The organism is Brevundimonas sp. TWP3-1-2b1, assembly GCF_049896165.1.
GTDB lineage: Bacteria > Pseudomonadota > Alphaproteobacteria > Caulobacterales > Caulobacteraceae > Brevundimonas > Brevundimonas subvibrioides_B.
Genome location: NZ_JAFCTT010000010.1, coordinates 31,158 through 52,680 on the forward strand (window position 1 = coordinate 31,158; position 21,523 = coordinate 52,680).

Consider the following 21,523-nt stretch of genomic DNA (forward strand, 5'->3'; position numbering starts at 1 on the left):
GCAAGGCCGTCAGATCTCCAGGATCAGTTCGCCGCGCTTGAGATCAATGATCACTGTCTCGAACAGGCCCAGCACGTCCGTGCCCAGCAAGGCCGCCGGGCGATCGGACAGGCCCCACAGGTCGAATGTGTGGAAGTCGCCGACGAGGACGGGGACATTATCCAGGCCGATGCCCGCGAAATGCAGGTTGCGCAACTGCATCGGGCGGGCCTCGACACTCAGCCCCGTGGGGGAGAAGAGCGTCCGGCTCGTCGAGCCGTCGTCGAGAACGATCGGCGAGGCCCGCGCCGCGCGGGCGAAGGCGGTGTTGATAATGGTGACCTCGGCGCCGGTGTCGAGAATGGCCTTGGCCTGGGCCGTGCGGGAGCGGGCGTCGATCATCAGCAGGCCGCGCAGCCGCTCTTCGGCCGGGGTCTGGAAGCGGGCGGTCGGTCGGCGCGGATCGAGGATGCTGTCGCCGACGCGGCGCGATCGGCTGATCGCGGCCCGGGCCCCGCCCCGGAAGTTCAGCAACAGCCGGTGCTCCGCCAGCAGGTCGCGTCCGATCAGGCCGTCGGCGCCGATAAGGCCTGTCCGGGGCGCGAGGGCGAACCGGACCGTCTCGGCGTTCAGGTCTCCGGAGCGGACGTTGCGTGCGCTGACCGTCTCGACGATCTCGCGCGCGATCAGGGTGTGCATCCCGATTGGTCCGGCAGACGGCAGGGCCAGCTGCGTTGCCAGGTCGTCGGCGATCACCGAGGCGTTGGCCGCGCTGTCGACAGCGAAGTCGAACGGCCCCCGGCCGTCGATAAAGACCGGGATCGACAGCCGCCCGCCCCGCAGGCGTTCGACGCTTTCGACGGACGAGACCGGGGGCGCGTCCTGCGCCCGGGCGAGGCCGGAAAGAAGCAGGGCTGGAGCGGCGGCGAGGAGGGCGCGGCGGAGGAGCGTCGCGTGACCTCTAGAGGTCCTCGTCATGGCGATAGATCCGGCCGTCGCGCATGACGAAGCCGACCGACTTCAGCACCGTTACGTCGGTCAGGGGGTCGCCCTCGACCGCGATCAGGTCGGCGCGCTTGCCGGGCTCCAGCGTGCCAACCTCTGTCGACAGGCCCAGCAGGTCGGCGGCGTTGACGGTGGCGGCCTGGATCGCGGCCATGGGCGTCATGCCGTACTGGACCATCAGCTCGAACTCGTCGGCGTTGCGGCCGTGCAGGGACACGCCCGCGTCGGTGCCGAAGGCGATGCGGACGCCGGCGGGATATGCGACCTGCAGCGACTGTCCAGTGATGGAGATACGCCACAGGATCTTGGGCAGGACTTCGGGCGGATAGGCATTGGGATCCGCGGCGAGGCGCGAGCGATAGCCGTTCACGGTCGAGAGCGTGGGCACATAATAGGCGCCGCTCTCGCGGAACAGCCGGATGGTGTCCTCGTCGAAAATGGTGCCGTGTTCGATGGAGTCTGCGCCGAGCCGCAGGGCCAGGTCGATGCCGTCGGCGCCGTGGGCGTGGACGGCGACCTTCTTGCCGTAGAGGTGCGCCGTCTCGATCAGGGCGCGGGCCTCGTCCTCGAACATCTGGGCGCCCAGTCCTGCGCTGATCCGGCTGTTCACGCCCGCGGTGGTGGCGATCTTGATGACGTCGGCGCCGCGTCCGACCTGGATACGCACGGCCTCGCGGCAGCTTTCGACGCCGTTGCAGACGTTCTCCTGATCTCCCATCATCTCGCGCACATCGTCGGCGAGGCTGAGGCGGCCGTCCATATGGCCCGAGGTGGTCGAGATGGACTCAGCCGCGTCGATGATGCGCGGGCCGGCGATTTCGTGCCGGGCGGTGGCGTCGCGCAGGGCCAGGGTGACGCCGCCCGAGTCGCCGAGGTTCCGCACGGTGGTGAAGCCGGCCATCAGGGTGTCGCGCGCGTTGCCGGCGGCCTCATAGGCGCGGGCGGGCAGGCTGTCGGTGAAGTTCGCCAGCAAGCCCTGTTGACCGGCGCGGTCGGAGGTCAGGTGCACATGGCTGTCGATCAGGCCGGGCAGGACGAACCGGTCGCGCAGGTCGACGACGGTCGCAGCCGGATAGGCCTCGACGCCGACGAAGCCGTCCCGGACTGCCTCGACCTTGCCGTCGCGGATGACGACAGTGGAGGCGCCGCGCGGCGCCTGCCCCGGACGATCCAGCAGATGGCCCGCCTGGATCAGGGTGACGGCGCCGGCGGCCGGAGCGGTGGTCCCGTCCTGGGCCGCCGCCACGGTTCCCGTCAGCAGGGCGAAAATGCTCCCCGCGATTACAGCCTTCATGAACTGACTCCCCTGTTTGAAGGAGTTTAGGCATGCCGCGGCGACAAGGGGAATGGGCGGGGCCTATTCCTCCCCCGCTGGCCGAGAAATGGATCATATAAAGACATCCTTATATGATTCTTGCCCTATGTCCCTTCGCGGGCTATAGGCGCGCGCAATCTTCGAACCCTGCCGCGCTCAAGGAGCCGCCTTCATGACCGACTATATCGTCCGCGACATCTCGCTCGCCCCCTTCGGCAATAAAGAGATCGCCATCGCCGAAACCGAAATGCCGGGCCTGATGGCGCTGCGCGAAGAGTTCGGCGCGCAACAGATCCTCAAGGGCGCCCGCATCGCCGGCTCGCTGCACATGACGATCCAGACCGCCGTCCTCATCCAGACGCTGGAAGCCCTGGGCGCCGACGTGCGCTGGGCCTCGTGCAACATCTTCTCGACCCAGGACCACGCCGCGGCCGCCATCGCCGCCAACGGCACCCCGGTCTTCGCCACCAAGGGCGAGACGCTGGAAGAATACTGGGACTATGCCCACAAGATCTTCGAATGGGCCGACGGCGGCTATCCCAACCTGATCCTCGACGACGGCGGCGACGCCACCCTGCTGTGCGTGCTCGGCCCCAAGGCCGAGAAGGACGGCACGCTGCTGGACAACCCGCAGAACGACGAGGAGGAAGCCCTCTACAAGGTGATGAAGCGCTACATCGCCGAGAAGCCGGGCTTCTATTCGGCCATCCGCGACGCCATCGGCGGCGTGTCGGAAGAAACCACCACCGGCGTCCACCGCCTCTACGAAATGGCCAAGAAGGGCGACCTGCCCTTCCCCGCCATCAACGTCAACGACAGCGTCACCAAGTCCAAGTTCGACAACCTCTACGGCTGCCGTGAATCGCTGGTCGACGCGATCCGTCGCGGCACCGACGTCATGCTGTCGGGCAAGGTCGCCGTGGTCTGCGGCTACGGCGACGTGGGCAAGGGCTCGGCCGCCTCGCTGCGCCAGGGCGGCGCCCGGGTGAAGGTCACCGAGGTCGATCCGATCTGCGCCCTGCAGGCCGCCATGGAAGGCTATGAGGTCGTCACCGTCGAGGACGTGGCCCATGAGGCCGACATCTTCGTCACCGCCACGGGCAACCTCGACGTCCTGACCGTCGACCACATGCGGGCGATGAAGAACAACGCCATCGTCTGCAACATCGGCCACTTCGACTCGGAGATTCAGGTCGCCGGCCTGAAGAACTTCAAGTGGGACGAGATCAAGCCGCAGGTCCACCACGTCGAGTTCCCGGACGGCAAGAAGATCATCCTGCTGTCGGAAGGCCGTCTGGTGAACCTGGGTAACGCCACGGGTCACCCCTCGTTCGTGATGTCGGCGTCGTTCACGAACCAGACCCTCGCCCAGATCGAACTCTGGACCAACATCAAGGCCTATGAGAACCAGGTCTACACCCTGCCCAAACACCTCGACGAGAAGGTCGCCATGCTCCACCTGGCCAAGCTGGGCGCCAAGCTGACCGTGCTCAAGAAGGAACAGGCCGACTACATCGGCGTGCCGACCGAAGGCCCGTTCAAGCCGGAAGCCTACCGCTACTAAGGAACGATAGGGGGCATCCTCCCAGCGCCGCAGGCGCGGGGAGGCGGCTCGCAGCGTAGCGGAGAGACGGAGGGGGTCTGTCTGCGGGCACGAAGACCCCTTCCGTCTGCTTGCAAGCGGCTCGCATCCTCCTCCCCATTCGCCAAGCGGTGAGCGGGGAGGAGGCGCGCTTTTTCAAGCCGCCAGCGCGAGCACGTCCGGCCTTTCGCGGCCCGACAGGCTGGTCTCGAAGTCCGCGAGAAGGTCCAGCAGTTCCTCCGCACCCGGCGCAGACTTGTCGCCGGTCATCCGGTAACGCCAGAAGCTGACGATGTGCTGGATCGCGCCCAGTCGCTCGCCCAGCCGCGCGAACAGGATCGGCGCGTCGCGCAGGAAGTCGCGGAAGGCGGTCGGCTTGCCCTCGCAGGTCAGCGCCGTGAAGGCGTCGTCATAGACCCGCAGCATGTCGGCCGTGGCCTCGCAGGTCAGCAGGATGCGGCGGCGGAGCTGTTCCTTCGCCCGGTCGATTGCCACGTGCTGCTCTGCATCGACACGGCCCCGGGGACGCACGCGCCGGACGCTGTCCACGACCCAGCCGATGTCGCCGGTGATCATCTGCAGCGCCCATTTGTAGTAGAGGAAACCCTTCCAACAGAAGACGCCCTCCTCACACTCCTCCGGCGCCAGCATCAGGGTCTGGCCCAGCGCGCTCATGTCCTCACCCGCCGAGTTCGACATGATCTTGGCGGTCAGGCGCGCGACCGGATTGTCGGTCGCGCGCCTGACCGCGTCATGCCCCATGCTAAGAGCGACCAGGGGGGTGATCTCATTGGCCATGAATTCCGACATCCGCATCAGGTCGGCTTCAGAGATGTTGAAATAGCAGGGGTCCGGCGCATGGCCGTTGCGCCGCAACTGCTCGCGCAGCAGGAACGGGTCCAGGCTGGGCAGATCGTCGATCAGTGACAGAATCCTGCGGTCCGGATGCGACGGCCCGACGCCCAACGCCTGTTCCAGCATCTTGTCGAACCCGACCTGGTCGACGAAAATGTAGCGTCCCCCGACCCGCAGGTCGCCCGCGTCGATCGGCAGGACGATCTTGGTCGCCACGTAGCGCCGCACACGGAACTCATCGACCTCGTTGCGACGCAGCCGGTGCTTGATCACCAGGCAGCTGTTCAGCGTCGGGTTCTCGAACATGGGCGCGTTTCGCCAGCCGTCGGTGCGACCGTGATCGCGACTGACCCTCAGCAGGTTGAGCACCCGCGCGGTCGAAGCGGAGGTCCGCAGATTGTCCAGATTACGAAACGCGCGGTCGGTCATTCAGGCTCCTGACCAGCGTCTTGGCGCCGCAAAGGTTAGGATCGCACGGAGGGGAAGGGTTAGCCGAACCTGAACGGCGTTAAGTCGTCACAGGGGCGGTCGCTGGCGCCCGCCCCCCGAGAGGCCTAGATTGGCCCCATGAACGTCTTCGACATCCTCGTCCTGATCGCCATCGGTGCGGTCGCCATCACCCTCGGGTTCGGCATCTATTCGCTGTATCGCGGCGGCGACTACGCCCGGTCCAACTCCAACAAGCTCATGCGGCTGAGGGTGGCGCTGCAGGCGACCGCCATCGTGCTGCTGATGACCGGTCTGTGGTGGAAATCCACGCACGGGGGCTGAGGGCGTGGTCGTCCTCAACAGGATCTACACGCGCACCGGCGACGGCGGCGACACGGGCCTGGCGTCCGGCGCCCGTGTGTCCAAGTCCGATCCCCGAGTCGAGGCCTACGGGACGGTCGACGAACTGAACGCCGTCATCGGCGTCGCTCGGCTGCATTCGGGCCAGAACGACCGTATCGACGCCATGCTGGGCCGGATCCAGAACGAGCTGTTCGACCTCGGCGCCGACCTCGCCACCCCCCTCGATCCGCCGCCAAAATGGGAGGCCCTGCGTATGGTCCAGTCCCAGATCGACCGTCTGGAAGCCGAGATCGACTGGATGAACGAGAGCCTGAAGTCGCTCGACAGCTTCATCCTGCCGGGCGGCTCGCCCCTGTCGGCGCATCTGCATCTGGCCCGCACGGTCGCCCGCCGGGCCGAACGCGACGCGATCCGTCTGGTCGAGACCGGAACCCCGGTGACCCCCGAGGCGGTCCGCTATCTGAACCGCCTCTCCGACCACTTGTTCGTCGCCGCCCGCCGCGCCAACGCCAATGGCGCGGGCGATGTCAAATGGGTGCCGGGCGGGACCAGATAGTCGTCTCCTCCCTGTCGCGCAGCGATGGGGAGGTGGCTCGGAGCGAAGCGGAGAGACGGAGGGGTTCTTCGTGCGGCGAGAACCCCTCCGTCTGCTCGCAAGGGCTCGCATCCACCTCCCCCTTCGCCAAGTGGCGAACTGGGAGGAGACAAGGCGGTTGGGACCGCGCTAAACCGCCCGCCAATCAAGAACGCTCAGACTTCAGGGAACGCAGCCATGCGCGACATCACCCACTTCATCGACGGCGCGTCCTTCACCGGCGCCTCGGGCCGGTTCGCCGATGTGTTCAATCCCAACACCGGAGAGGTCCAGGCCCGCGTCCAGCTGGCCTCGGTCGCCGAGATGGATCGCGCCGTCCAGGCCGCCCAGACCGCCTTCGAGGGCTGGTCCTCGACCAACCCCCAGCGCCGCGCCCGGGTGATGTTCGAGTTCAAGCGTCTGGTTGAAGCCAATATGAACGACCTGGCCGAACTGCTGTCGGCCGAACACGGCAAGGTTGTCGCCGACTCGAAGGGCGACATCCAGCGCGGCCTGGAAGTGATCGAGTTCGCCTGCGGCATCCCCCATGTGCTGAAGGGGGAATACACCCACGGCGCCGGTCCCGGCATCGACGTCTATTCGATGCGCCAGCCGCTGGGCGTCGTCGCGGGCATCACCCCGTTCAACTTCCCGGCCATGATCCCGATGTGGATGTTCGGCGTCGCCATCGCGGTGGGCAACACCTTCATCCTCAAGCCCTCCGAGCGCGATCCTTCGGTGCCTGTCCGTCTGGCCGAGCTGATGATGGAGGCCGGCGCGCCCGCGGGCGTGCTGAACGTCGTCCACGGCGACAAGGTCGCGGTCGACGCCATCCTGGAGCATCCGCTGGTCCATGCCGTCAGCTTCGTCGGCTCGTCCGACATCGCTCACTATGTCTATCAGACCGGTGCGGCCAACCATAAGCGGGTCCAGGCCATGGGCGGGGCCAAGAACCACGGCATCGTCCTGCCCGACGCCGACATGGACCAGGTGATCAAGGACCTGTCCGGCGCCGCCTATGGCTCGGCCGGCGAACGCTGCATGGCCCTGCCGGTCGTGGTCCCGGTCGGCAAGAAGACCGCCGACGAACTCCGTGAACGGATGATCGCCGAAATCCCGACCATGCGGGTCGGCGTCTCGACCGACGCGGGCGCCCACTACGGCCCCGTCGTCACGGCCCAGCACAAGGCCCGGGTCGAGGGCTGGATCGAAAAGGGCGTCCAGGAAGGGGCCGAACTGGTCGTCGACGGCCGTGGCTTCTCCCTGCAGGGCCACGAGCGCGGCTATTTCATCGGCCCGTCGCTGTTCGACCACGTCACGCCCGAGATGGAATCCTACAAGGAAGAGATCTTCGGCCCCGTGCTGCAGATCGTCCGCGCCGCTTCGTTCGAGGAGGCCCTGTCGCTGCCGTCGAAGCACCAGTACGGCAATGGCGTCGCCATCTTCACCCAGAACGGCCGCGCGGCCCGCGACTTCGCCGCCCGGGTCAATGTCGGCATGGTGGGGATCAACGTCCCGATCCCTGTGCCGGTCGCCTATCACACCTTCGGCGGCTGGAAGCGCTCGGCCTTCGGCGACACCAACCAGCACGGCATGGAAGGCGTGAAATTCTGGACCAAGGTCAAGACCATCACCGCCCGCTGGCCGGACTCGGAGCTGGAACACGCGGACTCCAGCTTCGTCATCCCGACCATGGGTTAAATCCTCCCCCCCTCGGGGGAGGTGGCTCGAAGCGCAGCGAAGAGACGGAGGGGGCCAGCCGCGAGTTCGGTGTCCGGAGCCAGCCCCCCTCCACCGCTTCGCGGTCCCCCTCCCCCGATGGGGGAGGAATGAGGCGCGCGACCCAATTCGGTGTTAAGCATTACGCTCGCTGATATGCTGAAGCTGGAGCGCTCCCCCGCATGCGTCGCTTTCTGATCTGGTCCGCCCTGGCGGTGGTCATCGGCCTGGCCCTGGCCGGCGGAGGCTACTGGGCCTACTGGAATTTCTACGCCCGGTTCCAGCCGGTCACGATCACTCGCAACCAGGCGGAAATCCAGCGCCTGCTGGACGAGGCGTCGTGGGTGTCCGGCGGCGGCGGCGGCGAACCCCTCTACATCATCGGCTATCGCGACAGCGCCTCCACCCAGCGCTACGAGCGGGAAGAGACGGAGAAGCTGCGCGCCGGCGGCGTGGAGGCCCGCGTCGTCGTCTTCGCCCGCCCGGAGCGCGAGGGTCAGGTCCAGTCGACCCCCGCCGAACGGGCCACGGTGGCCGAGCTGTGGCTGAGCCGCGACTGGAGCCTCTATCAGCGCTGGACCGCCACCCCGTCACGCAACTGGACGGCGGCGGGCATTCCGGCGGCCGATGGCAACCTTGCCCGCTCCGCCGTGGTCGAGGCCAGCCGCCAGTTCGTCACCCGGCTGAACGCGCTGCTGCGCGATGCGGGCGCCCCGACCGGCTATCCCCTGGTGATCTGGCGCGACCGGGACGGGTTCATGAAGGCCTGCGCCTGCGCCGACAGCCGGTCCTGGGCCTTCATCCGGGATGATTTCGACGCGCCCGACGCCGTGGCTCCGGCCGGCGTCGCCGAGCCCGGCCCGGCCATCCCGCCGACCACGCCCGTGCCCGGCGACGGCACGCCTGAAGCCCTGCCCTATCCGACCCTGGGGCCGATCCCGCCCGCAGGTGAGGCCATACCGCCGGCTCAGCCGGGAACCGCGCCCGGGACGACCCAGCCGCGCCCGACGATACCGACCCAGCCAGCCCCTCCGCCTCAGCCGAGCCAGACCGAAGACACGACCTTCTTCTAGATCAGAACAGGCGTTTGCAGACACCGATCAGACGCTCGACGTCCTCGTCGGTCTGATAGAGGCCGAAGCCGAAGCGGATCGTGTCGTCGCGCACGTCGGTGACGACATTGGCCGCCAGCAGATCGGCGCGCCAGCGCTGGGCGTCCCTGTGCTTCAGGGCCAGGAATCGCGCGCGCGGACGATTGTCTCCCATGATCGGGTTCAGCACCTCGGCCTCGCCCAGGGCGCCGCATTCGCCCGCGGCCAGCGCCTGCGCGAACCGCGCCTGCAGCCGGTCGGCGTGGGCCGAGACATGGGCCGTGGTCAGCCCCTGTTCGTCCAGCATCCGCCGCACGCCGTTGAACCGGTACAGCGGAGTCGCATCGAACGTCGCGCCCCAGAACCGCCCCGCGTCGCCCCGGTACTGAACGCCCTCGGGCGGCCCCATCAGATTGCCAAACTCGGCGAACCAGCCGGTCGCCACAGGCCGCTCGCAGAAGCCGGCCGGCGCGTGCAGGAAGCCTGCGCCCTCGCCCGTCATGGCGTATTTGTAGCCGCCGCCAACGTAGAAGATCCTGTCCGCCACTGCCGACAGGTCCGTCGGCGTGGCCATGAAGCCATGATAGCTGTCGACGATCACCCACGGCCCTTCCGGTTTCGCCAGCGCCGCCAGGTCGTCGATGCAGCCAATAGCCTGGCCCGTCTTGAAGAAGACCTGGCTGACCACGATCACATCGTGACCGCCCGCCTGCGCCGCCGCCGTGAACCGCGCGTCGAAGGTGTCGAACGGCTCCAGCGGCACCCGCGCGACGACCGCATCGCCGCTCTCCTCCCAGCGCTCGGCCTGACGGCGGAAGGCGTGGAACTCGCCGTCCGTGGTCAGGATGCGGACAGGCTTCGTCTCCCAGCCGGAGAAGATGCGGATCAGGAAGTCGTGGGTGTTCGGCGCGAAGACCACTGTCTCCGGGTCCGGCAGACCCAGCTCCCTGGCGATATGTCTCTGTGCCTCCGGCACGACCTCGCCGAAGATCAGATCCCATTTCCGGTCGGCGAAATGGTTGGCCTCGACCCAGGCCCGCACCTGTCCGTCGAACGAGGCGTCCGGCCACAGGTGGTGGCTATGCGCCGCGAAATGCAGCCGTTCGGGATCGAGGGTGAGGGCGCGGGAGAAGAGGTGTTTGTAGGTCATCTCCCCTCTTCCCCCAGACCACGCCCGCGCTCAAGCAGCGAGCGACGGCGTCGCTCGCGTTAACGCCCTTAAACCAGCGCCCCGTGGCAGTGCTTGAACTTGCGGCCCGAGTGGCAGGGGCAGTCGGCGTTGCGGGGCGTGCGCTCCCAGCCGGCCGGCAGAAGCTCGACGGGCAGGCGCGAACGGGCGTCGCCGGTCAGCTGTCCCTCGGGGTTCTGGGCCAGTGGATCGGCCATCTCGTTGACGCCGGTGCCGGGGTTCAGGTGGATTTCCTGGAACTCGGGCATCTCCATCGGCGGCGGGGCCTCGAAGCGGAACTCCACCGTCATCAGCCAGCGCGTCACATTGTGGCGCAGCTCGTGCAGCAGGGTCTCGAACAGCGAGAAGGCCTCGGTCTTGTACTCGTTCAGCGGATCGCGCTGGCCGTAGCCGCGCAGGCCGATGACGCCGCGCAGGTGGTCCAGATGCACCAGGTGCTCGCGCCACTGCATGTCGATCATCTGCATCAGGAACTGCTTTTCCAGTCCCCTGGTCTGGGTCTCGCCCAGTTGCGCGAGTCGATCGGCGGCGCGCGCCTCGGCGGCGGCCTGGATACGCTCCTCGACCTCCTCGTTCGACACGCCTTCCTCGGCGGCCCAGTCGTGCAGCGGCAGGTCGAGACCGAGCGTGGACTTCACCTTCTCGTCAAGGCCGTCGATGTCCCACTGTTCGGCATAGGCCTTGGGCGGCATGAAGCGGTCGACCAGGTCGGTGACCACGTCGCGGCGGAACTCGCCGACCAGTTCCGACAGGTCTGTGGAGTCCATGAACTCCTGGCGCTGTTCGAACACGGCCTTGCGCTGGTCGTTCACGACGTCGTCGTATTTCAGCAGGTTCTTGCGGATGTCGTAGTTGCGGGTCTCGACGCGCTTCTGGGCGGTCTCGACGGCGCGGTTCAGCCACGGGTGGCTAATGGCCTCGCCCTCGGCCACGCCGAAGCTGCGCATGATCGCGTCCAGACGGTCGCCCGCGAAGATGCGCAGCAGGTCGTCCTCGCACGACAGGTAGAATTTCGACGTTCCGGGGTCGCCCTGACGGCCGGTCCGGCCGCGCAGCTGGTTGTCGATGCGGCGGCTTTCGTGGCGCTCGGTGCCGAGGACGAACAGGCCGCCGGCGTCCAGGGCGATCTTCTTCTGGACGGCGATGTCGGCCTTCAGCCGGGCCTCCTCGACCTTGAGCATCTCCGGCGTCACCTCGACGGCCAGGTTACGCTGGTCGAGACGGTATTTCTCGAGACGCATCTCGAGGTTGCCCCCCAGCTGGATGTCGGTGCCGCGACCGGCCATGTTGGTGGCGATGGTGACCGCGCCCGGCAGGCCGGCGTCGGCCACGATGAAGGCCTCCTGCTCGTGCTGGCGGGCGTTCAGGACGTTGTGCGGGATGCCCTTGAACTTGGTCTCGTATTTGATGTCGTAGGCGGCGTCGCCGACCTTGGCGGCCTCCTTGTCCTTGCCGACGAATTCCTTCTTCAGCGTGCGCGAGATCTCGACCTTGTGCTCGTATTTGTCGAGCAGGGCCGAGAGCTGTTCGGACTTCTCGATCGAGACCGTGCCGACCAGGATCGGCTGGCCGCGCTCGCGGCAGTCGGCGATCTGCTGGGCGATGGCCAGGTTCTTCTCGGCATAGGTCCGGTAGACCTCGTCGTCATAGTCGATGCGCAGGACCGGGCGGTTGGTCGGCACTTCCAGGACGTCCATCTTGTAGATGTCGAGGAATTCCTGGGCCTCGGTCGCCGCCGTGCCGGTCATGCCGGACAGCTTCTCGTAGAGCCGGAAATAGTTCTGGATCGTCACCGAGGCCAGGGTCTGGTTCTCGGGCATGATCTTGACGTCCTCCTTGGCCTCGATGGCCTGGTGGAGGCCCTCGGACAGGCGGCGTCCGGTCATCATCCGGCCGGTGAACTCATCGATCAGGACGACCTCGCCAGCCTTGATGATGTAGTCCTTGTCCTTCTGGTACAGGGTGTTGGCGCGCAGGGCCTGGTTGACGTGATGCACCAGGCTGATGTTGGCCGCGTCGTACAGGCCCGTCGTGTCCTCGGCGAAATGGCCGCCGGCTTCCAGCAGCAGCTCGACCTGTTCGGAGCCCTCTTCGGTCAGCAGGGCCTGACGCTGCTTCTCGTCGAGGTCGAAGGTCGAGGTGTCCTTGATCAGCTCTTTGATCAGGGTGTCGCAGATCTTGTAGAGGTCCGACCGGTCCTCGGTCGGGCCCGAGATGATCAGGGGCGTGCGCGCCTCGTCGATCAGGATGGAGTCGACCTCGTCGACGATGGCGAAATGATGCGGACGCTGCACCATCTCCTTGCGGTCATAGACCAGGTTGTCGCGCAGATAGTCGAAACCGAATTCGTTGTTGGTGCCGTAGGTAATGTCGGCGGCGTAGGAGGCCTGACGCTGACCGGACGACAGACCGTTGACGATGACGCCCACTTCCAGGCCCAGGAAGCGATAGACGCGCCCCATCCACTCGGCGTCGCGGCGGGCCAGATAGTCGTTCACGGTGATGACGTGGACGCCCTTGCCGGACAGGGCGTTCAGATACACCGGGGCCACGGCGACCAGGGTCTTGCCCTCGCCCGTGCGCATCTCGGCGATGCCGCCGTCGTGCAGAATCATGCCGCCGGTCAGCTGCACGTCGTACTGGCGCTGGCCCAGGACACGTTTGGAGGCTTCGCGCGACACGGCGAAGGCCTCGTTCATGATCTTGTCCAGCGTCTCGCCGGCCGCGACCCGATCCTTGAAGGTCTGCGTCATCATCCGCAGCTCGTCGTCGGACAGGGCGGCGAATTTCGGCTCCAGATCGTTGATCTTCTGGACCCGGCTCATGAAGTCCTTGACCTTGCGGTCGTTGGAAGAGCCGAAAAATTTCTTGGCGAAGCCGAGCATGGGCGATCCGGTGGCGATCGAGCGGTCTAGAGCTCTGGAATTTGCCCATGAGGGGCGGCGATGAGACGCCGCGAGAGGGGCTGCCGGGCAAGGCGGCGAAACACGCCGCGCATACGATCGAAAACCCCTCGACTTGGGCGCAGGCGGGACTTAAGCACCGGCCATACCCCTGTCAACGCGAGGGGCTTTGCGGCCCGGCGTTTGGACCCCTTCACGCGGGACGGAGCGTCCGATGCGACATTCGCGCAACCCTTTGGTTTTCCTCGGCCTCGCCCTGGTCCTGACGTTGGCGGCCTGCGGGCGCGGCGGGGGCGACGATCGCGCGCCGGAACCGGGCGACCGGGCGGTGGCCAAGGTGCAGGACCAGACCATCTGGGCCTCCGACGTCAAGCGCGAGGCGGTGGCCCAGGGTCTGGTCGGCGAGGGTGAGCCCCTTGACGTCACCTCGGACCTGTTCCGCCGGGTGCTGGACGAGGTCATCGACCAGAAGCTGCTGGCCCGCGAGGCCGAACGCCGCGGCCTGGACAACTCCGCCCTGGCCCAGCGCCGGCTGGAGGCGACCCGCGAGCGCATCCTCGGCGACATGCTGGTGGAGAACGTCGTCAACGGCGCCATCTCGGACCAGGCCGTCCAGACCCTCTACCAGGAGCAGCTTCGCCTCGCCCGCACCTCGGAGGAGATCCGCGTCCGCCTGATCCTGTCGCGGACGAAGCCCGAGGCGGACGCCGTCATCGGCATCCTGGGCCAGGGCTCCAGCTTTGAGGCCGTCGCCCAGGAACGCTCCATCGATGAGGCGACCCGGTTCTCCGGCGGCGACCTCGGCTATTCCACCGCCGACGTCATGCCCCAGGCCTATGCCAACGCTCTGCGTGACGCCGCCGCCGGCTCGACCGTGGGCCCGTTCCAGACCGAGGGCGGCTGGGCTGTCCTGCGGGTCGAGGATCGGCGCCGCGAGAGCCCGCCGACGCTCGATCAGGCCCGGCCCCAGATCGTTCGTTACCTGACCTATGAAGGCGTGCGTCAGTTGCTTGAGGAACTGCGCGGCAAGGCGAAGGTCGACGTGCTGCTGGCCGCCGAGAGCGGCGCGCCCCAGGAACCGGCCTCCGCCGCGCCTGCAGCTGGTCCGACCCCGACGGCCCCGACCGCTACGGCCCCGGCGCCCGCGGTCGCGCCGGTCGCGACGCCCACGCCCGCCGCCCCGTCCACAGCGACCCCTGCGAAAGCCGCCGCCCGGTGAGCAACGACGCGAAGAAGCCCGGCTCGACCGGCAAGGCCATCGAGCACGCCATCGAAAAGGCCCTCGACCCGCTGGCCTCGGCCATCAAGCGCGCTACCCAGCCGCAGCCGGTCACGACGCCGCCCGCCGCCCCCGGCAAACCCGGCCTCACAATCTCGCCGCTGGCCGTGCCCTTCCCGGCCATTCCGCCCATCGGCGGGGTCGAGATCACCACCGCCCGCGCGGGCTTCTACAAGCATGAGCGCGACGACCTGACGATCTTCCGTTTCGCCCGCGGCACGACCTGCGCCGGCGTCTTCACCCGCCACAAGGTCGGCTCGGCTCCGGTGGACTGGTGCCGTCGACAACTCGACGCGCCCGGAGGCGGGCTCGACGTCCGGGCCCTGGTGGTCAACGCCGGCTGCGCCAACGCCTTCACCGGCAAGGCCGGAGCCGACGCCGCCCGCCGTACGGCCTCCGAGGTCGCCAAGCGGTTCGGCTGCCGCCAGCGCGACGTCATGCTGGCCTCGACCGGCGTGATCGGCGTCCTGCTGGACGACAAGAAAATCGCCGCCCGGCTGCAGGAGGTCGAGACGAAGCTCGATTCCGACGTCCCGCCCACGGCGCAGTGGGCCGCCGCCGGTCGCGGCATCATGACCACGGACACCTTCCCCAAGGGATCCTATGCCGAGGCGACCATCGACGGCTTCAAGGTCCGCATCGCCGGCATCGCCAAGGGCTCGGGCATGATCGCGCCCGACATGGCGACCATGCTGGGCTTCATCGTCACCGACGCCAGCATCCACCCGACCGTGCTGCGGGCGCTTCTGGGCCTGCACGTCCGCACGACCTTCAACAGCGTCACCGTCGACGGCGACACCTCGACCAACGACACCTGCCTGCTGTTCGCCACCGGGGCCTCGGGCGCGCCGCGCATCGGCCGCGTCGGCGACCGCCGCCTGAAGGACTTCTCGGCCGCCCTCGACAAGGTCATGCTCGACCTCGCCCACCAGCTGGTCCGGGACGGCGAGGGGGCGACCAAATTCGTCCGCGTCACCGTTGACGGCGCGGCCTCGCCCGCCTCGGCCCGCAAGCTCGCCAAGTCGATCGCCGACAGCCCCCTGGTCAAGACGGCCATTGCCGGCGAGGACGCCAACTGGGGCCGGGTCGTCATGGCCGTCGGCAAGACCGACGAGCCGGTCGACCGCGACCACCTCGCCATCCGCTTCGGCCCCCATGTCGCCGCGGTCGACGGCGCGGTCTCCCCGACCTACGACGAGGCGAAGATGAGCGCCTATATGAAGAACGCCGAGATCGACATCAGCGTCGACGTCGGTTCAGGCCGCGCCTCCGCCACCGTCTGGACCTGCGACCTGACCAAGGGCTACATCGAGATCAACGGCGACTACCGCAGCTGACCGCGGCTCATTCCTCCCCGATGGGGGGAGGAATCGTCCAGCTACTGCGGTGTCTGGGGCCTGACGCCCTGGGTCTGGGGCACATAGAGGCCGGTGACGGCCCGCGTGATGAAGCCGCCCGGCTGGTTGCGGGGGCCGAAACGTTCGCAGGGATCGGGCGTGGCGATGTCGCGCACCTTGCGATCCCTGGGCGCGAAACTGTCGCCGACCTGGTCTCCGAACAATTCAGCGAACTGCAGCGCGTCACCGACCCGCGACAGGGACGGCGTGTCCATGCCCACGACATTGGCCGAGCGGGCCCAGGCCAGGGCCGCGACCTGGGTCCCGCCGACAGCGATCAGCTCGGCCTCGGCGGCAAGGGTTCCGGTCGTGCCGGGCGCACGCACGCCGATCGGGCCGGGAATGAAGAAGTTGGCGACCGCCGCCGCGCCGGAACCCGTCGGCTCGGTCGGAACGATCCGCGTGACGGCGGCGCGGACGCGCGCGGCGTCAGGGGCGGGAGCAGGCACGACGGTGAAGCGCTCGCTGACCTCGTAGCAGACCTGACGATCCACCTCGCCCAGCACCATCGCCACGTCGGCCGGAGCGATGCCGTCAGCCGCGCCGGCGGTCAGCACCGAGGGCTCGACGAAGACGCGTTCGATGGCCTGCGCCGCCGTGTCGTCGCGGCGGTCCCTGACCGAGACGCGCAGCGTGCCCTCCTTGGTCTGCAGGCCATCGTAGCTCTGCAAAAAGCCGCCGTTGGCCGCAGGGGCCGTCTGGCAGGCGGCGAGGGCAAACGCGCCGGCCAGAATCACGGGCGCGGTTCGAAGAAGGCGATGGGTCATGGTGCGTATCCGCAGAGGAGTTGGCGGCTTAACACCGCAGCGACTGAAAAGATCACCGGCCGATTGTCGCTGGAGCGTTCGGCGGTCAAAGGGACTCAAAGGAGCGCGGACCTCCAGGTCCGCTCTTTGCGCCGCCGAAGAGCGGGCCTGGAGGTCCGCGCTCCAAGGGCGCCGAAACTCACCCGTCGAACGCTCTAGGAGAGGCGCCGCGCTTTGGCGCGAACGGCGGTGTTGGCTGGCGCATTGGCGGTATCGGCGGTTCACGTCGCCAAAAGATTGCCGTTCACCGCCACTCGATTTTCGCCATGAGATTGCAGTTTCGGCCTCGCCGCGATTCTGCGGTCATTGCAGGAGCGCTCAGGCTGCCGCCTGCTCGGCCTTCCTGAGCGTCGACGCCCGGACCTTTTCGCTTTCGGACTTCAGCTGGCCGCAGGCGGCGAGGATGTCGCGGCCGCGAGGGGTGCGGATGGGCGAGGCGTAGCCGGCCTTGTTGAGGATGGCCGCGAACCGTTCGATCGTCTTCCAGTCCGAGCATTCATAGTCTGTGCCCGGCCAGGGGTTGAACGGGATCAGATTGACCTTGGCCGGAATGCCCTCGATCAGCTTCAACAGGGCGCGGGCCTCGTCGGGGCTGTCATTGACGCCCTTCAGCATCACATATTCGAACGTCACGCGCCGTGCGTTGGAGAGACCCGGATAGGCGCGGATGCCGGCCATCAGAGCTTCGAGATTGTATTTCTTGTTCAGCGGCACCAGCACGTCGCGCAGGGCGTCGTTGGTCGCGTGCAGGCTGATCGCCAGCATGGCCTGGGTGCGGGTTCCGAGCGGGTCGAGCTGGGGCACGACGCCCGAGGTCGAGACCGTGATCCGGCGGCGCGACAGGGCGATGCCTTCGTTGTCGGAAATGATGTCGATCGCGTCGGCGACGTGGTCGAGATTATACAGCGGCTCGCCCATGCCCATGAAGACGATGTTCGACAGACGGCGGTCTTCCTTGGGCGACGGCCATTCGTTCAGGTCGTCACGGGCGACCTGGACCTGGGCCACGATCTCGGCGGCGGTCAGGTTGCGCACCAGCGCCTGGGTGCCCGTGTGGCAGAAGGTGCAGTTCAGGGTGCAGCCGACCTGGGACGAGACGCACAGGGCGCCGGCGCGACCGACGTCGGGGATGTAGACCGTCTCGATCTCGATGCCCGGCGCCGTGCGGATCAGCCATTTGCGCGTGCCGTCGGCGGAGACCTGACGCTCGACAATCTCGGGGCGGGCCAGGGTGAAGGCGCCGGACATGGCCTCCTGGGCGGTGCGGGCGATGTTGGTCATCGCCGTGAAGTCGGTGACGCCATAGTGATGGATCCAGCTCCACACCTGGGACGCGCGCATCTTCGCCTTCTCGGGCGGGCAGATGTCGGCATCGATCAGCGCCTCGCGCAGGCCCGCGCGCGTCAGACCTGAGAGGTTGACGGGGGCCGGTTTGGCCGGGGCAGAAGTGCGCGACAGGTCGAGCGTAACGCTCACGGGCGGTGATCCTGGGTGAAGGGGAACGCCCCCTATAGCACGGATCGGGCTGGATTTAAGGCCAGCGCCGGTCGGTCAGAGGATGAACCGGCTCAGATCCGCGTTCTTCGACAGGTCTCCGACCTTGTCGCGCACTGCGTCGCCGTCGAAGACCAGCGTCTGGCCCGACAGGTCCGAGGCCTTGAACGAGGTCTCCTCCAGCACCCGCTCGATCACGGTCACCAGCCTCCGCGCCCCGATGTTCTCGACCGCCCCGTTCGCCGCCACCGCCGCATCCGCCATGGCTTCGACCGCGTCCGGGGTGAAGGTCAGGGTCACGTCCTCGGTGGCCAGCAGGGCCTGGTTCTGACGGATCAGGTTGGCCTCGGGCTCGGTCAGGATGCGCACGAAGTCGTCGCGGGTCAGGGCCTTGAGTTCGACCCGGATCGGCAGGCGGCCCTGAAGCTCGGGCAACAGGTCCGAGGGCTTGGCGACATGGAAGGCGCCCGAGGCGATGAACAGGACGTGGTCCGACTTCACCGGTCCGTATTTGGTCGAGACTGTGGTGCCCTCGATCAGGGGCAACAGGTCGCGCTGCACGCCTTCGCGGCTGACGTCGGCGCCGCCGCGATCCTGACGACCGGCGACCTTGTCGATCTCGTCGATGAAGACGATGCCCTCGTTCTCGGCCAGCAGCAGGGCGTCGCGGTTCAGGCTGTCCTGATCCAGCAGCTTGTCGCTCTCCTCCGCCACCAGCGGGGCGACCGCGTCCTTGACCGTGGTGCGGACAGATTTCGTGCGCCCGCCGCCGAGCTTGCCCAGCATGTCCGAAAGGTTGAGCAGTCCGACGTTGCCGCCGCCGCCGACATCCAGTCCCTGGATCGGGGACGAGGTGTCGGCCAGCTGGATCTCGATCTCCTTGTCGTCCATATCGCCGGCGCGCAGCTTCTTGCGGAAACTGTCGCGCGTCGCGGGCTGGGCGCCCGGTCCGACCAGGCCGTCGAGAATCCGCTCCTCGGCCGCGGCCTCGGCCTTGGCGCGGACGCCGGTGCGGCGTGTCTCCCGCACCATGACCAGGGCGGCCTCGACCAGGTCGCGCATGATCTGGTCGACGTCGCGGCCGACATAGCCGACCTCGGTGAACTTGGTCGCCTCGACCTTCAGGAAGGGCGAGCCGGCGAGGCGGGCCAGGCGACGTGCGATCTCGGTCTTGCCGACCCCGGTCGGGCCGATCATCAGGATGTTCTTGGGCGTGACCTCGTCGCGCAGGTCGTCGGGCACGCGCTTCCTGCGCCAGCGGTTCCTCAGGGCCACGGCGACGGCGCGCTTGGCGTCGTGCTGGCCAACGATGAAACGGTCGAGTTCGGAGACGATTTCGCGGGGAGACAGATCGGTCATGGTCCGCAGATAGTCTCTGTCAGCCCGCAGCGGGAGGGGGCGGAGGCGGCGGATCCGCCAGGATCTGGGCGAACACCAGCACCCAGCCCATCGAGCGCTTCTGCCACAGGTGGACGTAGTGGCCGGCGAGCGGAGTTTCGTCGCGGGTCCACAGGGCGCGACCATAGGTCCAGACCATGTCGCCGGCAGCCGACGATCCGCCGCCGAACGGGGCGCTGAACTCGAAACGGCGCGGCCAGGCGTCGAGCGCGGCGGGGAAGGCCCCGACGCCGATCGCTGGAGGCAGGGGGGCGACATAGAGGCGGCCGTCATGGGCCAGCAGGGCCAGGTGGGCCTCTTTCTGATCGCGCGTTGCGGCGGCGGCCAGCACGGCCTCGACGGCGCGCACCTCGGACATCGCGGCATCCGGGCTGAACGATTCCTGGATGGAGGTGGGCAGCAGCAGGGGTTCGGTCCCGGGGCCGGGAACGTCGGCGGCGCTCGCAGCGACCCCGCCGTCATAGACCCATTTCCACGAGCCGTCGGCCTGGCGCTTCCAGATCGTGAAGTAGTGGCCGGTGCGTGCGCCGCCGACCTCGACCCCGCCGGTGGTGAAGCCCAGGTCGCCGGACTTCGAAATCCCCGCCCAGTTCGGCCACCAGACCAGGGACGGCGCGGCCGGATCGAAGACGGCGGCGGGGTCGAGAATGTCGTGCGCCAGTCGCGGCGCTCCGCCGGCGATCATGACCGCGTCGTCGGTCGACCACTTCAGGAAGGAGCCGTCGACGCCCATGGTCAGGCCGTCGGCCGCGAAGGCGCGCTCGGCCGCCACGATGGCCGAGGCCTCGGCCGGCTGGGCCGTGACCGGGCGGGCGAAGGCCAACAGCAGGGTGACGAGAACGATCAGACGAGGCATGGGAACTCCAGCCTTCAGTCATGCCGGGATCGGCGTGGATGTCCCGTTAAATCGCGGAAACCCCGGGGCGCGCGTGCCTGACGATTCCTGATCGGGGTCCTGAGCGGGCTTCATTCCTGGTCGCTATCGTTCGACGCGCCCCCCGGTCCGATCTCTGATCGGCCGGAGGACAGGCTCTGCCTCGCTGCTTGAGCGAGGCTAGAGCCGCTCCACCGTCAGATTGCCGTTGGTGTAGACGCAGATGTCGGCGGCGATGGCCATGGCCCGGCGCGCGACCGCCTCTGCGTCGAGGTCGGTGTTGTCGATCAGGGCCCGAGCGGCTGCGAGGGCGTAGTTGCCGCCTGAGCCGACGGCGGCGACGCCGTATTCCGGCTCCAGCACATCGCCGACGCCGGTGACCGTGAAGATGGCGTCCTTGTCGGCGACCAGCAGCATGGCCTCGAGCCGGCGCAGGTAGCGGTCGGTGCGCCAGTCCTTGGCCAGGTCGACGCAGGCGCGGGCCAGTTGATCCGGATACTGCTCCAGCTTGGCTTCCAGCCGCTCGATCAGGGTGAAGGCGTCAGCCGTGGCGCCCGCGAAGCCGGCGAGCACCCGGCCGCCCGCCAAGGTGCGGACCTTGCGCGCCGCGCCCTTGACGATCGTGGCCCCCATCGAGACCTGGCCGTCACCGGCGATGACGGTTTTGCCGTCCTTTCGTACCGCCAGGATGGTCGTGCCGTGCCAGTCGGGAAAGCTGTCGGAGGTCTTGGTCATCCCGACCAGATGGCGACCGAAATGCGTCGGGGCAAGATGAAATCCCTGCAAAAACAGCGTTCGGAATTAGCCATATTTCTAGCCATGTAACGGGTTACAACGGCATGATCAGGCCCCAAACAAACAAGAACGAGGCTAAGCTTTGCTATACCGTGCGATCATTGCCGCCGAAACCGTCGGATCGACTGGTGTGTCGACCCTGTCGCTCGCGCAAATTCTCGGCATCTCAGAGCGCAACAATCGTCGCGATGACATCACCAGCGGCCTCATGTTCCTTGATGGCTGGTGCCTGATGGGCATGGAGGGACATCGCGTCGATGTCGACCGGTTGCTGCGGCGCCTGACGGAGGATCGCCGCATGAAAGGCCTGCGGGTCCTGGTCGACAAGCCGATCGCCGCGCGGTCTTTCTGCGAGCCGATGACCCTGTGCGACGACCCCCGCGCCATGATCGGCGCCGTCGGCCTCGCCGATCTGGCCGGGATCACCGGCTATCAGGCCGAGAAGATCGTGGGACTGAAACTGGCTGCGTGACGCC

18 protein-coding genes are annotated in these 21,523 nt (G+C 67.7%); 8 read left to right on the plus strand and 10 right to left on the minus strand.

The features are described 5' to 3' along the window. Nucleotides 1-9: 9 nt before the first annotated feature. On the minus strand, nt 10-957 hold the full coding sequence (locus ACP7AB_RS10965) for an aspartyl protease family protein (RefSeq protein WP_425991176.1): 948 nt from the start codon (nt 955-957) through the stop codon (nt 10-12). Then, nucleotides 941-2,278 (minus strand): amidohydrolase family protein, encoded by a 1,338-nt coding sequence (locus ACP7AB_RS10970; protein ID WP_425991174.1) that lies wholly within the window; start codon nt 2,276-2,278, stop codon nt 941-943. Before ACP7AB_RS10970 ends, ACP7AB_RS10965 begins: the two co-directional genes overlap by 17 nt. A 193-nt stretch (nt 2,279-2,471) precedes the next feature. Here ACP7AB_RS10970 and ahcY point away from each other — a divergent pair, with 193 nt between their 5' ends. Further along, nucleotides 2,472-3,863, plus strand: a complete 1,392-nt coding sequence (gene ahcY, locus ACP7AB_RS10975; protein ID WP_425991172.1) for an adenosylhomocysteinase — start codon at nt 2,472-2,474, stop codon at nt 3,861-3,863. Nucleotides 3,864-4,037: 174 nt separating this feature from the next. On the opposite strand, the gene ACP7AB_RS10980 is transcribed toward ahcY, so the two are convergent. Then, nucleotides 4,038-5,165 (minus strand): hypothetical protein, encoded by a 1,128-nt coding sequence (locus ACP7AB_RS10980; RefSeq protein ID WP_425991170.1) that lies wholly within the window; start codon nt 5,163-5,165, stop codon nt 4,038-4,040. A gap of 138 nt (nt 5,166-5,303) precedes the next feature. Between ACP7AB_RS10980 and ACP7AB_RS10985 the strand changes: the two genes are divergently transcribed. The 4 genes from ACP7AB_RS10985 (at nt 5,304) to ACP7AB_RS11000 (ending at nt 8,894) form a co-directional block, all read left to right on the plus strand. Next, entirely contained in the window at nt 5,304-5,507 is a 204-nt protein-coding gene (locus ACP7AB_RS10985; protein ID WP_425991169.1) for a twin transmembrane helix small protein, read from the plus strand. Between the two features lie 4 nt (nt 5,508-5,511). Continuing rightward, on the plus strand, nt 5,512-6,084 hold the full coding sequence (locus ACP7AB_RS10990; protein WP_425991167.1) for a cob(I)yrinic acid a,c-diamide adenosyltransferase: 573 nt from the start codon (nt 5,512-5,514) through the stop codon (nt 6,082-6,084). A gap of 216 nt (nt 6,085-6,300) precedes the next feature. Continuing rightward, the gene (locus ACP7AB_RS10995; protein ID WP_425991165.1) at nt 6,301-7,803 is read left to right on the plus strand and encodes a CoA-acylating methylmalonate-semialdehyde dehydrogenase; all 1,503 of its coding nucleotides are present in this window, start codon (nt 6,301-6,303) and stop codon (nt 7,801-7,803) included. A 200-nt stretch (nt 7,804-8,003) separates the two neighbouring features. Next, nucleotides 8,004-8,894: a hypothetical protein gene (locus tag ACP7AB_RS11000; RefSeq protein ID WP_425991163.1), complete on the plus strand. Its 891-nt coding sequence runs from the start codon at nt 8,004-8,006 to the stop codon at nt 8,892-8,894. A gap of 1 nt (nt 8,895) precedes the next feature. On the opposite strand, the gene ACP7AB_RS11005 is transcribed toward ACP7AB_RS11000, so the two are convergent. Continuing rightward, on the minus strand, nt 8,896-10,062 hold the full coding sequence (locus ACP7AB_RS11005; protein ID WP_425991162.1) for an aminotransferase class V-fold PLP-dependent enzyme: 1,167 nt from the start codon (nt 10,060-10,062) through the stop codon (nt 8,896-8,898). A 68-nt stretch (nt 10,063-10,130) separates the two neighbouring features. Next, a complete protein-coding gene (secA, locus tag ACP7AB_RS11010; protein ID WP_425991160.1) occupies nt 10,131-12,986 on the minus strand; it encodes a preprotein translocase subunit SecA in 2,856 nt (951 codons plus the stop codon). Nucleotides 12,987-13,218: 232 nt separating this feature from the next. Here secA and ACP7AB_RS11015 point away from each other — a divergent pair, with 232 nt between their 5' ends. Beyond that, on the plus strand, nt 13,219-14,223 hold the full coding sequence (locus tag ACP7AB_RS11015; RefSeq protein WP_425991159.1) for a peptidylprolyl isomerase: 1,005 nt from the start codon (nt 13,219-13,221) through the stop codon (nt 14,221-14,223). Further along, nucleotides 14,220-15,620, plus strand: coding sequence for a bifunctional glutamate N-acetyltransferase/amino-acid acetyltransferase ArgJ (argJ, locus tag ACP7AB_RS11020; RefSeq protein WP_425991158.1), 1,401 nt, complete (start codon nt 14,220-14,222; stop codon nt 15,618-15,620). The genes ACP7AB_RS11015 and argJ overlap by 4 nt, the downstream gene beginning before the upstream one ends. A gap of 41 nt (nt 15,621-15,661) precedes the next feature. Here the strand turns inward: argJ and ACP7AB_RS11025 are convergent, their stop codons facing one another. The 5 genes from ACP7AB_RS11025 to hslV form a co-directional block, all read right to left on the minus strand. Further along, the gene (locus tag ACP7AB_RS11025; protein ID WP_425991156.1) at nt 15,662-16,447 is read right to left on the minus strand and encodes a DUF3313 domain-containing protein; all 786 of its coding nucleotides are present in this window, start codon (nt 16,445-16,447) and stop codon (nt 15,662-15,664) included. 357 nt (nt 16,448-16,804) lie between these two features. Next, complete coding sequence (gene rlmN / locus ACP7AB_RS11030; protein WP_425991154.1) at nt 16,805-17,962, minus strand: 23S rRNA (adenine(2503)-C(2))-methyltransferase RlmN; 1,158 nt, start codon at nt 17,960-17,962, stop codon at nt 16,805-16,807. A 75-nt stretch (nt 17,963-18,037) separates the two neighbouring features. Next, nucleotides 18,038-19,339: an ATP-dependent protease ATPase subunit HslU gene (gene hslU, locus ACP7AB_RS11035; RefSeq protein WP_425991153.1), complete on the minus strand. Its 1,302-nt coding sequence runs from the start codon at nt 19,337-19,339 to the stop codon at nt 18,038-18,040. A 19-nt stretch (nt 19,340-19,358) separates the two neighbouring features. Then, on the minus strand, nt 19,359-20,234 hold the full coding sequence (locus tag ACP7AB_RS11040; protein ID WP_425991151.1) for a DUF4440 domain-containing protein: 876 nt from the start codon (nt 20,232-20,234) through the stop codon (nt 19,359-19,361). A 198-nt stretch (nt 20,235-20,432) separates the two neighbouring features. Beyond that, entirely contained in the window at nt 20,433-20,987 is a 555-nt protein-coding gene (hslV, locus tag ACP7AB_RS11045; protein ID WP_425991149.1) for an ATP-dependent protease subunit HslV, read from the minus strand. A 190-nt stretch (nt 20,988-21,177) separates the two neighbouring features. On the opposite strand from hslV, the gene ACP7AB_RS11050 reads away from it, so the two are divergent. After that, nucleotides 21,178-21,519 carry a BLUF domain-containing protein gene (locus tag ACP7AB_RS11050; protein ID WP_425991147.1) on the plus strand — a complete coding sequence of 114 codons (342 nt, stop codon included), beginning with the start codon at nt 21,178-21,180 and terminating at the stop codon, nt 21,517-21,519. Nucleotides 21,520-21,523 lie beyond the last annotated feature (4 nt).